Here is a 15,442-nt window from a genome sequence, read left to right as displayed (position 1 = left end):
TTAGCGCGAATAAGGGTTGGCGAGTGCGCCTGGGGCGCCATTGCCATACGGAGTGCCTCGTGGTGGGGACGAGGAAGAGCCCTGGGCCGCCGCACCACCCGCGGCCGCCGCCGAACTTGAAGAATCTGATCCGGACTCGGTCACGGCCGCGGGCTTGCGGGCCGCCTGTCCGGCGATCTTGTCGAGCGGCAGGTACAACATGTTGTTGGCGCTCTCGGTGTCCACCACAATCTTGGCGGTACTTTCGAGTATGCCCTGCATGGTACTTAGATACATACGTTCACGTGTGATGTCGGGCGCCTTGGCGTACTCGCTTTCGATGCTGGTAAACCGTGCAGTATCACCCTGGGCGTCGCCGATTACCTCGGCCCGATAGCCCTCGGCCTCTTGCAGCATACGCGCTACCTGGCCTTGTGCCTCGGGCAGTACCCTGCTGGCATAGGCATTACCTTCGTTGATGAGACGCTCGCGGTCTTGTCCGGCCTTCACAGCATCGTCAAACGCTGCCTGCACCTGTTCGGGGGGCTGGACGTTTTGAATGGCGACCGTGCTGATCTGGGTGCCGGTTTCGTAACGCTCAAGAATTTCCTGTGCAAAGCGCTGCACCCGGGCCGCGATTTCGGTCCGGCCCGAATACAGGACGGAATCCATCGGCTGTTGCCCGACAACTTCGCGCATGGCTGTTTCAACCGCTTGGCGCACGGCTTCGTCAGGCTGGCTGGTCTTGAACAGATAATCGGGCGCGCCTTCGGGATTAAGCCGATATTGAACGACGAACTGAACGTCAACGATATTCTCGTCGGTGGTCAGCATCAGGGATTCAGCCAATACCTTATTGCGCGCATTACCCCGGAAACCCACTTCGAAGGTACGCAATTGAGAGATGTTGACTGTTTGAGAGTCTTCAATGGGATACGGCATGCGCCATTGCAGACCGGGGGTAAGCGTTTTGGTATAGGAGCCGAAGCGTGTTACCACTGCCACCTGGCCTTCTTGCACAATGGTAAAGCCACTGGCCAGCCACAAGGCAACAAGGATGAAAAGGATGACGCCTATGGTCTTTGGAGAACCCGTGGGCAGGGCGGGGCCTGAGCCGCCGCCACCGCTGCCATTACCTCTGCCGCCACGGCGCGGCTTGCGCCCAAACATGGCTCCGAGACGGTTGTTGAAATCACGCCAGACTTCATCGAGATCGGGCGGGCCTCCGCCTTGATTGGGTCTACGGGGCGGCTCGGAATCGTTGCTGTTGCCGCCACGGCCCCAGCCCGGGTCATTCAGATTGAAGATTTTCGATATTGAACGCATTGTTTCTCGTTGTCTGACCGGCCTCTACAATTGCCCCACGCAATCCGTCCAGGCCGGCACGCCGCAGGGCGCTTACAAATACTCGGGCAATGGTACCATGTTCATCGCGCTCCACCCGGGGCTCATAGCCTGTTTCGTCAATTTTGTTGTAGACCAAAATAGTGGGAATTTCGTCCGCACCGATGTCGGCCAGCACCTTGCGCACTTCGGCAATCTGCTCGTCGCGCTGATGGCTCGAAGCGTCAACGACATGCAAGAGCAGGTCGGCGTGCACGGTTTCTTCCAGGGTTGCCCTGAAAGCCGCGATCAAGGTTGGAGGCAAGTCGCGTATGAACCCCACGGTGTCCGACAATACGACCTGCCCTGTTCCCTCTATCCATAGCTTGCGTGTCGTAGTGTCCAGGGTGGCGAACAACTGGTCGGCGGCATAGGCGTCGGCGCGGGTCAGAGCATTGAACAAGGTCGATTTACCGGCGTTGGTATAACCCACCAAAGACACCGATAAAGTGGTGCCTCGAGCACGCGCGCGCCGCTGAGTATTTCGCTGGCGCTGGACGCGATCAAGGCGCTCCTTTAGAAGCCTGACCTTGCCGCCGATCATGCGCCGGTCCATCTCAAGCTGCGATTCACCGGGCCCGCGCATCCCAATACCGCCCTGCTGCCGCTCAAGGTGGGTCCACAAGCGAGTGAGCCGAGTGGACAAATGCTGCAGCTGGGCCAGCTCGACCTGCAGCTTGCCCTCGTGGCTTTTGGCTCGTAAAGCGAAAATGTCGAGAATCAAGGCTACCCGGTCCACGACCCGGCGGTTCAGCACTCTTTCAAGGTTGCGTTGCTGTGCGGGGCTCAGGGCCTGGTCGAACAGAACGATTTCAGCTTCGCCGTCGTCAGCCATCAGCAAGGCTTCTTCGAGCTTGCCCTTGCCAATGAAATGCGCCGCATCGGGCCTCGCCCGGCGAGCGACGACGGTGCCGACGATCTGGGCGCCGGCTCCTTCGGCAAGCATGGCGAACTCGTCGGCATGCGCCTGGTAATCGGGGCCGCCCAGGTCGACGCTTACTATCAATGTTTTCATTGGCCGCCTAAAAATGAAATACCCGCCGGCGCATGACGCTCGGCGGGTTTTCCAGGTTGCATGGACCCAAACGAATTACGCTGCGGATTGATCGTCCACCTGAAACGCGACCGGGCGGGCCGGCACGACGGTGGAGATGGCATGCTTGTAGACCATTTGCGTAACTGTATTGCGCAGCAGAACGACATATTGATCGAATGACTCGACTTGTCCCTGCAGTTTAATTCCGTTGACAAGGTAGATGGATACGGGCACGTGATCCTTACGTAATGCGTTTAGAAATGGATCTTGTAGTGTTTGCCCTTTATTGCTCATTGGCTTAGCTCCAATTGTGTTGTTATATGAAAGACGCCCAAAGAGATACTTTACAGGGTTTTCCCGCAATACGCCACGAGAGACTCTTGTATTAGTGTATATTTTTGCGCGCCTTTTTTACTGCACGTTGCCTAATATGTCTGCCAGTGCCTTGCACAAGCGTGTGCAGTCAGCGTCGGTGCCAATGGTGATTCTCAGGTACTGATCGATGCGCTGCTGCTTGAAGTGGCGCACCAGAATCTGTCTTTCACGCAAGGCCCCCGCCAGCTTCGACCCATCCACCACCCGGTGGCGCGCAAAAACAAAATTGGCGGTGCTGGGAAGGACGTCAAAGCCCATGCGTTGCAAATCGAGCGCCAACTGATCGCGCGATCCCATGATGGCCCGGCGTGTCTGGTCGAAATAAGCTTCGTCACGCAAGGACGCCAAGGCGCCGGCCTGCGCCAGCATGTCGAGCGGATACGAATTGAAGCTGTCCTTGACGCGACGCAGTCCGTCGATCAGCTCAGCCGAGCCCATGGCGTAGCCTACGCGCATGCCCGCCAAGGAACGCGACTTCGAAAACGTATGCACGACCAGCAGGTTTTCATGTTCGGCCAGCAACGTCACAGCTGATTCGGCGCCAAAATCGACGTAGGCCTCATCCACTACCACCACGGTATCCGGGTTGGCCCCGGCTATGCGCGCGATGTCTTCCAGCCCCAACGCCATGCCGGTGGGGGCATTGGGGTTGGCGAATATGATGCCTGCGGCGCGCCGCGACCGCTCGTCCGTGTAATCTGCCGGGTCAAGGGAGAAATCATCGGCCAGTGCCACCGTTTCGTATGGAACGTGATACAGGCGGCAATAGGTGGGATAGAAACTATAGGTGATGTCGGGCATCAGCAATGGTCGGCCGCCACGCAGAAACAAGCCATGGAATACATGGGCCAGCACTTCGTCCGAGCCATTGCCCACGAAAACCTGCTGGGCGCCCAGCCCATAGCGGGAGGCAATCTCGTCGCATAGTGCCGCCGCCTCTGGGTCGGGATACAGACGCAAGCGCTCGTCAAGAGCGCCTTTCATGGCCTTGATCGCCTGGGGCGACGGCCCGTAGGGATTCTCGTTGGTGTTGAGCTTGAGCAGGTCGGCCACCTTGGGCTGTTCACCCGGCGTGTAGGGAACCAGGCCGGCGACGTGATCGCTCCAGAAACGACTCACTTGGACTCCTGAATATAAGGGTTGCGGGAAGCCTTGAACTCAATGCGCAGGGGCGTTCCGTCGAGCTTGAAGGCCGTGCGAAAACGGCCCTCAAGATAGCGGCGATACGAATCGGGAATGGCGTCCAGCGCACTGCCGTGCACTATGATGCGCGGCGGGTTCTGGCCGCCCTGATGAGCGTAACGCAATTTGGGCCGGTAGATGCGCTTGCGTGGCGGCGGCTGCTGCTCTACGGCCGCAAGCAGCTCGCGCGTCAGGCGAGGCGTGGAAAGCTTGGCGAATGCGGCGACATGCGCAGCGTTGACCGAACGCAGCAAGGCATTGACGCCCTGCCCGTTCAAGGCCGAAATCGTATGCATCTTCGCGAAGGACAAGAAGCGCAGCTTGCGGTCGAACTCGCGCCGGGCGAGCTCTTTGCGCTCATCGTTGAGGCTATCCCATTTATTTATCGCCACGACCAGCGCCCTGCCTGTTTCAAGCACGAAACCCGCAATATGGGCGTCCTGGTCGGAAATCTCGGTGCTGGGGTCCAGCATCAGCACCACCACATTACAGGCCTCGATTGCCTGCAGCGTCTTGATGACCGAAAACTTCTCGATGGCTTCGAAGACCTTGCCGCGCTTGCGCAAACCCGCTGTGTCGATCAGGGTATAAGATTTATCGCCCCGCGTGAAGTCGATTTCGATGGCGTCCCGGGTGGTGCCCGGCATGTCGAAAGCGATTACCCGCTCTTCACCCAACAGTGTATTGATGAGGGTGGACTTGCCAACGTTGGGACGGCCGACGATGGCCAGTTTGATGCGATGGTCGACGGGCTCGTCGACCTGGTCGGCTTCAACCTCTTCATCGCTCGGGAACGAATCGGGGTCATCCGGCCAGCCCTCATCGTCCGGCTCGAAGGCTTCGTCATCAAGATCGCCATCTGGTTCGTCTAGATGAGACAAGGCCAGTTCGATCAAATCGACAACGCCGTCGCCGTGCGATGCTGAAATCGCATGCGGCTCGCCCAGACCCAATTCATGAAATTCGGCCGTAACGCCCGAATGGCGCATGCCTTCGGCCTTGTTGACCGCCAGCACCACCTTTTGACCGGTTTTTCGCAACAAGCTTGCGATTTCATGGTCGTGAGCGTTGATTCCGGCCCTGGCGTCAACCAGAAATATCACCACGTCGGACTCGGCAATGGCCTGCCGGGTCTGGCGAGCCATCTCGCGCAAAATTCCGTCTTTGGCAACGGGCTCGAAACCGCCCGTGTCAACCACCAGGAACGGATGATTGCCCATGCGGCCTTCGCCATAATGGCGATCACGGGTAAGGCCCGAAAAATCGGCCACCAGCGCGGCCCTGGAGCGGGTCAGGCGATTGAATAACGTGGACTTTCCCACGTTCGCCCGCCCCACCAGGGCGACCACAGGCTTATATGAAATAGGTTTCAATTGACACCAACCAGAACCAGATTACCGTTGCCCGTCTGGACGAGCACACCGCGGTCGCTGCCCACCAGCGGCGACACGACTGCCCCGCCGCCGACTTGAACCCTGCCCAGCAGGCGGCCGTCGGTGCGCGACAGGAAATGCACAAAACCCTGGTAGTCGCCCACGGCCAGCGCTCGAGGCGTGACAGCGGGACCGGATAGACGGCGATTGCGCAGACCTTCTTGTTTCCAGACCTCTTGGCCGTCTTGCAGGCCGAAGGCAAACACGACATCGCGTTGATTGACGGCATAGGCGTGCTGCGGATCGATAGTCATGCCGGTCGTGCTGGAGAACGGCTGTTCCCAGATGGGGCGGCCGCCTTGGGTAATGTCGAAGCAGACGATGTGCCCCTGGTAGGCCACCCCGCATAGCAGCGGACCCTGTATTTGAGGCGCGCCGACGATATCGCTGATGCGCTCCAGGTCGGTGGCGCCTCGCGACACAGTGACTGTGCCTTCCCATTGGACCGCTCCGCTGGCGGTGTCGATGGCGATCAGGCGGCCATTCGGCAGGCCGGAGATCAGCAGGCCTTCGATGATGACCATCTGCATATTCGTTTTGAGCGCCAGTGCCGGGCCGGGCCGCTGTACATTCCACAGCGCTTCGCCGCTTTGCGCATCGAAAGCCTGGATGCGGTAGTCGCTGCTGCGCACGGCGACAATGCCAGCACCCACAGCGGGCGGAATGTCGACCTGACTGGAAGCCTTGGCCTGCCATTTCTCGCGGCCCTGCTCGTCAAAAGCGATTACCGTGCCGTCGCGGGCCGCCACCGCCGCCACTTGGCCATCAGACCCAACGCCCGCTGAAAGCGCCCTGCCCGCATCGCCACGCCACTGCACCGCACCGTTCGCCAAACCAACCTTGACAATGGAGCCATTGGGCGCTGCGGCGTAGACGGCATCACCGACCACTTGGGGAGCAAATCCGCTGCCGCCATCGCGGCCGATGGAAACGCTCCACGCAATGTTGGACGACACGCCCGCCGGATACTCGGTAAGCGGCACCGGTTCGTAGCGTGGATTGCTCGGCGAGAACATCGAACAGCCTACGAGGACAGATGCCCCGAGCGCCACGGCGGTCAGGGCCAGAAAGCGACGGATAGGGGTTGATTGCATGGTTTAGGCTCCACCGTTTGCATCGATTTTGAGTTGAATGACCTGCACCAGCGGGTCGGCGCCCAATTGAGTGGCGGCCGTCTGCCAGGCCTCGACCGCCTCGTCCTTCTTGCCCTGCGCCAATAAGATATCGCCTCGGCGATCGGCGAACAAGCCTTCGAACGCGGCAGGCGCCACTTCGACCTGAGCCAAGGCGTTGTCATAGTCTTCCTGCTCGAGCAGGATACCCGCAAGGCGCAGCTTGGCCAGCGGCACCAGCGCCGGATCGCCTCCTTGCGCAACCAGCCATTCGAGCTGTTCGCGCGCGCCGTCCAGATCACCCTGCGACTTAAGCGCGGCCGCGGCAATAAGAATGCCCCGCGAGGTATAGCCCGAATTGGGAAAGTCTTCGCGCAAGGTGGCGCTGGCCGCCTTGATGCGTGGCAAAGAGTCTTCGGTCTGTTGCACGGCGGCGTTTTCGAGCGCCTCGAAATAGCCCATGGCTTGCGCCGCCTGGTGGCCTTGATACCACTGCCAGGCTCGCACACCCGCGAAGACGAGCACCGCCCCGATGACCACCACGGCGATCAGCGTACCGTAGCGGTCCCACCATGCCCGCAACGCGTCGAGTTTCTCCTGTTCTTCTAAATCGTATGCCATGCTTTAGACCTTTTGTTTCAATTCTTCGACGAGGCGATCCATGGGGATGACCTCTTGCTGTGCCTGGGTATCGTCGGCTTGCCGCAGCCACTTCACGCTAGCCTGGCGATTGCGCAGCTCGTCTTCTCCGAGAATGACAGCCACTTGCGCCCCACTCGCGTCGGCGCGCTTGAACTGCGACTTGAAGCTTGCCGAGCCGGGGTGAACGATAACCTTAAAACCATTGTCGCGCAGCGTTTCCGCCATCGTGGCCGCCACCCGCTGCGCCTCATCCGACTGATGCACCATATAAACCTGACATTCCGCCAAGGCCTGGAACGGCGCCGACTGTTCGCATAGGTCGAGCAAGCGCTCCATGCCAATGGCGAACCCGACGGCCGGCGCGGGCTTTCCGCCCAGCAGTTCGATCAGCCCGTCATATCGGCCTCCGCCGCAAACCGTGCCTTGCGCACCCAACCTATCGGTTACCCATTCGAAAACCGTCAGGTTGTAGTAGTCGAGCCCCCGAACCATGCGCGGATTGAGACGATATGCGATACCCGCATCGTCGAGGCGTTTACGTACGCCATCGAAATGAGCCAACGATTGCTCGCCCAGGAAATCGAATAAGCGCGGCGCGCTGTCGGCCATTTCCTGCATGGCCGGATTTTTGGTGTCGAGCACCCTTAGGGGGTTCGTGTGCATGCGTCGACGCGCTTCGTCGTCCAGGACGTCGACATGTTGCTCAAGGTGACGGACCAACGCATCGCGGTGCGCCTTTCGCTCGTCGGACTGCCCCAGCGAATTGAGCTCCAGACGAATGTCGTCCAAGCCCAGCAGCTTCCATAGCCGGGCAATCATGACGATCATTTCGGCATCAATATCCGGGCCGGCCATGCCAAGCGCTTCGACGTCGATCTGATGAAACTGGCGATAGCGGCCGCGTTGCGGCTTCTCGTGACGAAAGACGGGGCCCAGGGCGTACACACGCTGAGGCCGCTCGTAAAGCAAATTATGTTCTATGGTTGCACGCACCATGCCCGCGGTGAACTCTGGACGCATGGTCAGTTGTTCACCATTCAACGCATCGGTAAACGAATACATTTCTTTTTCGACGATGTCGGTCACCTCGCCGATGCCACGTGCAAACAGGCGGGTGTGCTCAAGCACGGGGGTACGCATATTGCGATACCCGTACCCCGCGAGCCATTGGCGTACGGTGTCTTCGAGATGTTCCCAATGAGCGCTGCTATCGGGTAACGTGTCCTTCATGCCGGTAATGGCATGGACCTTTTTGAACGACTGCGACATAAATACTTTTTATAGGAATCAGTGAGGTCGATGCGCGCCGGGATGGCCGTAGCGCCGCTCGACATAATTCTCGACTATGGCTTGAAACTCGGTGGCGATCTGATCGCCCTTCAGGGTGACTGTGCGTTCGCCGTCGATATATACCGGGGCGGAAGGCACTTCTCCGGTGCCCGGCAAGCTGATGCCGATGTCGGCATGGCGGCTTTCGCCCGGACCGTTGACCACACAGCCCATTACGGCTACGTTCATGGTTTCGACACCCGGGTAGCGGGTTTTCCAGACGGGCATTTGTTGCCGCAAATACGACTGTATGCTGTCGGCAAGCTCTTGGAATACTGTACTGCTGGTGCGACCACAGCCCGGACACGCCACGACCATGGGGGTAAAAGCACGCAAGCCCATGGTTTGCAAGATTTCTTGAGCCACCACCACCTCGCGCGTGCGATCGCCTCCCGGCTCGGGAGTTAGCGAGATGCGTATCGTGTCACCAATGCCTTCCTGGAGCAAGACCGACAGTGCGGCCGTAGAGGCCACGATACCCTTGCTTCCCATGCCCGCTTCGGTCAGCCCCAGATGCAGCGGGTAATCGCAACGGGCGGACAGATCTCGATAAACGGCGATCAGGTCCTGGACATGGCTGACCTTGCATGACAGCACAATGGCATCATCGGGCAAGCCCAGCTCTTCGGCTCGCAGCGCATTGCTTATAGCCGATACGACCAAGGCTTCGCGCATGACGGCCTGCGCCGTCCAGGGCTGTGCCCTTTTGCCGTTCTCGTCCATCATGCGTGCCATGAGCTCATGGTCGAGACTGCCCCAGTTCACACCGATGCGAACAGGCTTGTGATTGCGGGCGGCAATGTCGATCATCTGCGCGAAATTGTCGCCGCGCTTTTTGCCGCCGCCCATGTTGCCGGGATTGATGCGGTATTTGGACAAAGCCTGGGCGCATTCCGGAAATTGGCTAAGCAGCTTGTGGCCGTTGTAGTGGAAGTCTCCCACCAGCGGCACAGCCACGCCCATGCGATCAAGATGTTCGCGTATAGCGGGCACCTCGCGCGCGGCTTCGGGCGTGTTGACCGTGATGCGCACCAGCTCGGACCCGGCCAGGGCAAGTTCCTTGACCTGTATCGCCGTGGCCACCGCGTCGACGGTATCGGTGTTGGTCATGGATTGCACGACCACAGGAGCATCGCCTCCGACATATACGACGTTGTCGGCCCAGCCTACGCTCACGCGGCGTGTAGCACGCCTGTGGGCCGGCCCAACAGACACAGGGGTACCGGCAGAAAGGTCTTTTGAGATCGTATCTGTCATTGCCTGATCGATTTGAGCCAATCGAAAATCAGCCAGGAGTCGGGTACCCAGCCTCGGTCTACCGCGTAGACACCCGCAACGGCCACTACCGCCACGATGACCAGCAGCCAACCCCAGGATCGTGAACTGCTCTCGGAATGAAGCGGCGTACCGGCCCTGCCTACGGAAACCCTTTGCACCGGCAACGAAACCGGGGCGGCGGCCTCGCTGCCCACTTGGTTCTCAAGCATGGTCAGCAAGGCATCAACGTCGGTTTCAAGGAAGCGGGAATAGTTTTTGACCAGCCCCCGAAGCAGCATGCCCCTGGGCAACTCGTTCCAGCGCTCGTTCTCGAGTGCATCAAGCTGGCGCACGGTGTACTTCAGGCGCGCGGACGCATCGGACAAGCTGACGCCGCGCGCGTTGCGCATCTGCCGCAGCGATGCGCCCAAGCCCTGGGACTGGTCTGGCTCGACAACGGGTGCTGGATTGGAACTGACGGCTCGAAGTAAAGGTTTATTCATTCGCGTTCCTCTTTGATGGCTATGGTCGCACGGTTGGGCAACCGTTCGCGGATGCGGGTGCGGTCTTGGACGTCGCCGGCGAGTTGCCCGCAGGCGGCCGCAATGTCATCGCCGCGGGTCTTGCGCACCGTGGTGACGACGCCGCCATCCATGAGGCGCTGTGCGAACAGACGCACACGAGCAGTGGGCGAACGCTTCAGGCCCGACTGCGGAAAAGGGTTGAACGGAATCAAATTAAACTTGCATCGGACACGTTTTGCAATAGTGATCAATTCCGCCGCATGCTCGTCGGAGTCGTTGACGCCGTCGAGCATGATGTATTCAAAGGTGATGAAATCGCGCGGCGCGAATTCAAGATAGCGGTTGCAGGCGTCAAGCAGTTCGGACAGCGGATGCTTGCGATTAAGCGGCACGAGTTTGTCGCGCAAGGCATCATTGGGCGCATGCAAGGACACGGCCAGCGCCACCGGACAATCGCGTGCCAGGCGGTCGATCATGGGCACGACACCAGAGGTGGACACGGTAACCCGTCGGCGCGATAAGCCGTAGGCATTGTCGTCGAGCATCAGGCGCAGCGCGCCCAGCACCTGGTCGTAATTAAGCAGGGGTTCGCCCATGCCCATCATCACCACGTTGCTGATGACACGCGACGGCTCGCCGGCCTGCGCCCCGTCGGCGCCCGGAATGCGCGCACTGGCCAGGTCGGCCTCGAGCACCCGCTTGGCATGCCATAGTTGGCCGATGATTTCGGCCGTTGTGAGGTTGCGATTAAACCCCTGGTAGCCCGTGGAACAAAACGGGCAGGCCACCGTGCAGCCGGCCTGGCTGGAGATGCACAGGGTGCCGCGATCGTCCTCGGGAATGAAGACGGTTTCAACAGCATTGTTGCGGCCCACATCGAACAGCCACTTGCGCGTGCCGTCGTTGGAGCGTTGCTCGGTCGAAACGCTGGGTGCGGCGATTACACAACCCTCGCCGAGCTGGCGGCGAAAGTCTCGGGCCAGGTCGGTCATGTGGTCGAACGAATCTTCGCCGCGCTGATGTATCCAGCGTTGCAATTGCTTGGCGCGAAACGGCTTGCCGCCCCATTGCGCAACAAGGTCGCGCAATTCGGGGCCGCCAAGGCCAAGAAGATTTACAGGTTCGACTAACGACATGGACAAGACACGGGCCCGCTTGACGCGGGCCTGAGATTTAACGGCTATGGATGTTGCTTTCAGGAAAGAAAAAGGCGATTTCAACAGCGGCGGTTTCGGCCGCATCGGAACCATGCACGGCGTTGGCGTCGATGCTGTCGGCAAAATCGGCGCGGATGGTGCCGGGTTCGGCCTTCTTGGGGTCGGTGGCGCCCATCAGGTCGCGATTCTTTTGAATGGCGTTCTCGCCCTCGAGAACCTGAACGAAGACAGGCCCCGAAACCATGAAATCGACCAGATCTTTGTAGAAGGGGCGCTCTTTATGGACAGCATAGAAACGCTCGGCCTCGCCGCGCGACAATTGCTGCAGACGAGCGGCAATGACCTTCAGGCCGGCCTGCTCGAAACGGGCGACGATTTGTCCGATGACGTTTTTGGCAACGGCATCGGGCTTGATGATGGAAAGAGTGCGTTCAATAGCCATAAAATACCCAAAGAATGAATAAACAAAGATTTCGAACCGGCCTGCCCGGACACAAAATGATTGTGCATAATGGTCCACGCCGCCAACCAGAAACCACAAGGTTGTGAAAACGGCAAATTATCAAGGCAAAACAACGACTTCTGCGCTGTTTTTGCTAACCGCACATTTTAACATGCCCACGATTGCCCACTCCATCATAAAATGATGGATTACCCGGCAGCCACAGACTCTCCGTTGGCCGACCTCATATGCGTGCCGGGCGCAAGCCCCACACAACACAGCAAGAGGGCGACGAATCGCTCGGCGCCGACACTTTTTGACGCTTTTTCCGCCATGACTTCAAACTCCGCAGCAAACTCCCCCGCCCAGCTTTCCAAAAGCTTTGAACCACAAGAAATAGAATCGCATTGGTACGCCCACTGGGAAGCCCGCGGCTATTTCAGGGGCGGCCGGCATGCGGAGCCGGCTCCGGGCCGCCAAAGCGTCCCCTATGCCGTGCAGTTCCCGCCTCCGAACGTTACCGGGACGCTGCACATGGGCCACGCCTTCAACCAGACCATCATGGACGGCCTGGTGCGCTATCACCGCATGAAAGGCGACGACACTGTCTTCATACCCGGCACCGACCATGCCGGCATCGCCACCCAAATCGTAGTCGAACGCCAGCTCGACGCCCAAAACGTGTCTCGTCACGACCTGGGCCGTGAAAAATTCGTCCAGAAGGTTTGGGAATGGAAGCACAAGTCGGGCAGCGCAATCACCGAGCAATTTCGCCGGCTGGGCTCCTCGGCCGACTGGGAGCGTGAATACTTCACCATGGACGACAAGCTGTCGCACGGCGTTGTCGAAACCTTTGTGCGGCTGCACGAACAAGGGCTTATCTATCGCGGCAAGCGGCTGGTCAACTGGGACCCGGTCCTGGGCACGGCGGTTTCCGACCTTGAAGTGGTCAGCGAGGAAGAAGACGGCTCGATGTGGGAGATCCGCTATCCCCTGGCACAAGCCGAAGCCGGCCTGACCCATCTGGTCGTGGCCACTACCCGCCCTGAAACCATGCTGGGCGACGTCGCCGTCATGGTCCATCCCGAAGACGAGCGCTACGCGCACCTGATCGGCAAGAGCGTACAACTGCCTCTGTGCAGCCGCGAAATTCCCATCATCGCCGACGACTATGTAGATCGCGAGTTCGGCACCGGCGTGGTCAAAGTGACGCCCGCGCACGATTTCAACGACTATGCGGTAGGACAGCGCCACAGCCTGCCGCAAATCAGCATACTGACCCTGGACGCCCGCATCAACGAGAACGCCCCCCAGGCCTACCAAGGGCTGGATCGCTTTGAGGCGCGCAAGCAAATCGTGGCCGAGCTTGAAGCACAAGGCCTGCTGCAGGCCGTCAAGCCGCACAAGCTGATGGTGCCGCGAGGCGACCGCACGAATTCCGTCATTGAGCCCATGCTGACCGACCAGTGGTTCGTCGCCATGAGCAAGCCTGCCCCCGAGGGCACGCTGCACCCCGGGAAGAGCATTACCGAGGTTGCCCTTGAGGTCGTCGCCGACGGTCGCGTCCGCTTCTACCCCGAGAACTGGACAACCACCTACAACCAGTGGCTGGAAAAGATCCAAGACTGGTGCATCTCGCGCCAACTGTGGTGGGGACACCAGATTCCCGCCTGGTATGCCCCCGATGGCCGCATCTTCGTCGCCCGCACCGAAGAAGACGCCGTTCGCCAGGCACGCGAAGCAGGAGTCACCGAGCCTTTGGTTCGCGACCCAGACGTTCTGGACACCTGGTTCTCTTCCGCCCTGGTGCCATTTACCGACCTTGGCTGGCCGGAAGAATCCCCCGACCTGGCCCGCTACCTGCCGTCCAGCGTACTTGTCACCGGCTTCGACATCATCTTCTTCTGGGTTGCGCGCATGGTGATGATGAGCATGCATCTCACCGGCAAGGTGCCTTTCCGCGACGTTTACGTCCACGGTCTCATCTGCGACCTTGAAGGCAAGAAGATGAGCAAGTCCAAGGGCAATACCATTGATCCGGTCGACCTGATCGACGGCGTCGGCATCGACGAGCTCGTGGCCAAGCGCACCACCGGGCTCATGAACCCGCGCCAAGCCGCCGGCATCGAAAAACGCACCCGAAAAGATTTCCCTCGGGGCTTTCCGGCCTATGGCACCGACGCCCTGCGCTTTACCATGGCGGCTTACGCCACGCTGGGCCGCAACATCAATTTCGACCTCAAGCGCTGCGAGGGCTATCGCAATTTCTGCAATAAGCTTTGGAACGCAACGCGATTCGTGCTGATGAACACCGAAGAGCACAAGCTCTGGGGCGACGAAGCGCACGAACTGTCTTTCTCCGACCGCTGGATAGTCAGCCAGCTCCAACGCCTTGAAGCCGAGGTCGAGCGCGGCTTCGAAGAATACCGTTTCGACTATATCGCCAACGCCCTGTATCACTTTGTCTGGGACGAATACTGCGACTGGTACGTAGAACTAGCCAAAGTGCAGATCCAGCAAGGCAATGCCGCACGGCAACTGGGCACGCGCCGCACCCTCATCCGCGTACTCGAAACCGTGCTGCGGCTCATTCATCCCATCATGCCCTTCATCACTGAAGAGCTCTGGCAAAAAGTCTCTGTGGTGGCGGGCAAGCGTGATGAAACGGCCGATGCCAGCATCTGCACCCAGCCCTACCCCGTATCCGATGCCGAACTGATCGATACACAAGCCGAGTCACAAGTAGCCGAGCTCAAAGCGCAAATCGAGGCAGTGCGCGCCCTGCGCGGCGAAATGAATCTCTCGCCCGCGCAACGCGTACCGCTTATCGCGCTGGGCGATCCGGCCACGCTCACGGCCAATGGCCCTTATCTGGCCGCCTTGGCCAAGCTTGAAAACGTCGAGATCGTCTCCGCCCTGCCCGACGTCGGCGCACCGGTGCAGGTGGTGGGCGCCACCCAGCTCATGCTGCACGTCGAAATCGACGTCGAGGCTGAACGGGCGCGTCTGGCCAAAGAGGTCGAGCGTCTGGAAAGAGAAATCGCCAAAGCTCAGGGCAAGCTGTCGAACGAAAGTTTTGTGCAGCGTGCTCCGGCGCAAGTCGTCGAACAAGAGAAAGCCCGGGTTGCGCAGTTTGGCGAAACGCTACAGAAGGTTCAGGAGCAACTGCAGCGGCTTGCTTAGCTTTGAAAGCGGCAGTTGGCTCATGAGTCGACCCTTGGTTCTTGATCCGGATAGTGAGCTCATGAGCCGGCCGCTGGATCTCGACCTGCCCGCTGATTTTGAGCCGTACGTTGGTTCTTGATCCGTTCTTGAGCCGCGGCTCCGTATTGTGTGAAGATAGTGTGCCGGGTATGGCGTAAAGACGGCGTGCTGCGGTACATCATCTAACCCGTAGATTCTCAGAGGTTTCTAGTGCCTTCCAATCTACCTAGCTCGAGGGAGGGCGGCGATGTGCCTTTTGTCTGGCCGTCCAGTGCTCGCCGAATTTTTCTTGCCCAGGCGGGGGAAGTCGGCGACAGCATGTGTGAATCCCGAAGCGCGTAGCGCTGAGGGCAATGGAATGGACGCCTCCACCCGGTTTCGGCATAT

General features: G+C 59.8%; 13 protein-coding genes. 1 reads left to right on the top strand and 12 read right to left on the bottom strand.

Features of this window, described 5'->3' with window-relative positions:
* From hflK to ndk, 12 genes are all read right to left on the bottom strand, one after another.
* Positions 1-1,305 (bottom strand): FtsH protease activity modulator HflK, encoded by a 1,305-nt coding sequence (gene hflK / locus ACIY1O_RS00065; protein WP_397473024.1) that lies wholly within the window; start codon positions 1,303-1,305, stop codon positions 1-3.
* A complete protein-coding gene (hflX, locus tag ACIY1O_RS00060; RefSeq protein WP_397473023.1) occupies positions 1,271-2,377 on the bottom strand; it encodes a GTPase HflX in 1,107 nt (368 codons plus the stop codon). The genes hflK and hflX overlap by 35 nt, the downstream gene beginning before the upstream one ends.
* A gap of 75 nt (positions 2,378-2,452) precedes the next feature.
* Positions 2,453-2,692, bottom strand: coding sequence for an RNA chaperone Hfq (hfq, locus tag ACIY1O_RS00055; RefSeq protein WP_026067862.1), 240 nt, complete (start codon positions 2,690-2,692; stop codon positions 2,453-2,455).
* Positions 2,693-2,809: 117 nt separating this feature from the next.
* Entirely contained in the window at positions 2,810-3,892 is a 1,083-nt protein-coding gene (gene hisC / locus ACIY1O_RS00050; protein WP_397473022.1) for a histidinol-phosphate transaminase, read from the bottom strand.
* Positions 3,889-5,319 (bottom strand): ribosome biogenesis GTPase Der, encoded by a 1,431-nt coding sequence (der, locus tag ACIY1O_RS00045; RefSeq protein WP_397473244.1) that lies wholly within the window; start codon positions 5,317-5,319, stop codon positions 3,889-3,891. The genes hisC and der overlap by 4 nt, the downstream gene beginning before the upstream one ends.
* 5 nt (positions 5,320-5,324) lie before the next feature.
* Positions 5,325-6,482 carry an outer membrane protein assembly factor BamB gene (gene bamB, locus ACIY1O_RS00040; protein ID WP_397473021.1) on the bottom strand — a complete coding sequence of 386 codons (1,158 nt, stop codon included), beginning with the start codon at positions 6,480-6,482 and terminating at the stop codon, positions 5,325-5,327.
* Between the two features lie 3 nt (positions 6,483-6,485).
* Positions 6,486-7,121: a YfgM family protein gene (locus ACIY1O_RS00035; RefSeq protein ID WP_397473020.1), complete on the bottom strand. Its 636-nt coding sequence runs from the start codon at positions 7,119-7,121 to the stop codon at positions 6,486-6,488.
* A 3-nt stretch (positions 7,122-7,124) separates the two neighbouring features.
* Positions 7,125-8,411 carry a histidine--tRNA ligase gene (gene hisS / locus ACIY1O_RS00030; protein WP_397473019.1) on the bottom strand — a complete coding sequence of 429 codons (1,287 nt, stop codon included), beginning with the start codon at positions 8,409-8,411 and terminating at the stop codon, positions 7,125-7,127.
* Between the two features lie 18 nt (positions 8,412-8,429).
* Positions 8,430-9,728 carry a flavodoxin-dependent (E)-4-hydroxy-3-methylbut-2-enyl-diphosphate synthase gene (gene ispG, locus ACIY1O_RS00025; RefSeq protein WP_397473018.1) on the bottom strand — a complete coding sequence of 433 codons (1,299 nt, stop codon included), beginning with the start codon at positions 9,726-9,728 and terminating at the stop codon, positions 8,430-8,432.
* Positions 9,725-10,231, bottom strand: coding sequence for a helix-turn-helix domain-containing protein (locus ACIY1O_RS00020; protein WP_397473017.1), 507 nt, complete (start codon positions 10,229-10,231; stop codon positions 9,725-9,727). The genes ispG and ACIY1O_RS00020 overlap by 4 nt, the downstream gene beginning before the upstream one ends.
* A complete protein-coding gene (gene rlmN, locus ACIY1O_RS00015; RefSeq protein ID WP_397473016.1) occupies positions 10,228-11,388 on the bottom strand; it encodes a dual-specificity RNA methyltransferase RlmN in 1,161 nt (386 codons plus the stop codon). The genes ACIY1O_RS00020 and rlmN overlap by 4 nt, the downstream gene beginning before the upstream one ends.
* A gap of 37 nt (positions 11,389-11,425) precedes the next feature.
* Positions 11,426-11,851 (bottom strand): nucleoside-diphosphate kinase, encoded by a 426-nt coding sequence (gene ndk, locus ACIY1O_RS00010; protein ID WP_397473015.1) that lies wholly within the window; start codon positions 11,849-11,851, stop codon positions 11,426-11,428.
* Positions 11,852-12,184: 333 nt separating this feature from the next.
* On the opposite strand from ndk, the gene ACIY1O_RS00005 reads away from it, so the two are divergent.
* Positions 12,185-15,034, top strand: coding sequence for a valine--tRNA ligase (locus ACIY1O_RS00005; protein ID WP_397473014.1), 2,850 nt, complete (start codon positions 12,185-12,187; stop codon positions 15,032-15,034).
* Positions 15,035-15,442: the final 408 nt, after the last annotated feature.

The organism is Pusillimonas sp. (assembly GCF_044464525.1).
Lineage (GTDB): Bacteria > Pseudomonadota > Gammaproteobacteria > Burkholderiales > Burkholderiaceae_B > Pusillimonas.
Note: the sequence above shows the minus strand (reverse complement) of the source record. Positions and strands in the feature narration are given on the sequence as shown.

Bases quoted from the DNA above. Each gene is read 5' to 3' on its own strand.
- hflX (WP_397473023.1), bottom strand. From the start codon at position 2,377: ATGAAAACATTGATAGTAAGCGTCGACCTGGGCGGCCCCGATTACCAG.
- rlmN (WP_397473016.1), bottom strand. From the start codon at position 11,388: ATGTCGTTAGTCGAACCTGTAAATCTTCTTGGCCTTGGCGGCCCCGAA.
- hfq (WP_026067862.1), bottom strand. From the start codon at position 2,692: ATGAGCAATAAAGGGCAAACACTACAAGATCCATTTCTAAACGCATTA.
- ACIY1O_RS00035 (WP_397473020.1), bottom strand. From the start codon at position 7,121: ATGGCATACGATTTAGAAGAACAGGAGAAACTCGACGCGTTGCGGGCA.
- ACIY1O_RS00005 (WP_397473014.1), top strand. From the start codon at position 12,185: ATGACTTCAAACTCCGCAGCAAACTCCCCCGCCCAGCTTTCCAAAAGC.
- ndk (WP_397473015.1), bottom strand. From the start codon at position 11,851: ATGGCTATTGAACGCACTCTTTCCATCATCAAGCCCGATGCCGTTGCC.
- bamB (WP_397473021.1), bottom strand. From the start codon at position 6,482: ATGCAATCAACCCCTATCCGTCGCTTTCTGGCCCTGACCGCCGTGGCG.
- ispG (WP_397473018.1), bottom strand. From the start codon at position 9,728: ATGACAGATACGATCTCAAAAGACCTTTCTGCCGGTACCCCTGTGTCT.
- hisS (WP_397473019.1), bottom strand. From the start codon at position 8,411: ATGTCGCAGTCGTTCAAAAAGGTCCATGCCATTACCGGCATGAAGGAC.
- hflK (WP_397473024.1), bottom strand. From the start codon at position 1,305: ATGCGTTCAATATCGAAAATCTTCAATCTGAATGACCCGGGCTGGGGC.
- ACIY1O_RS00020 (WP_397473017.1), bottom strand. From the start codon at position 10,231: ATGAATAAACCTTTACTTCGAGCCGTCAGTTCCAATCCAGCACCCGTT.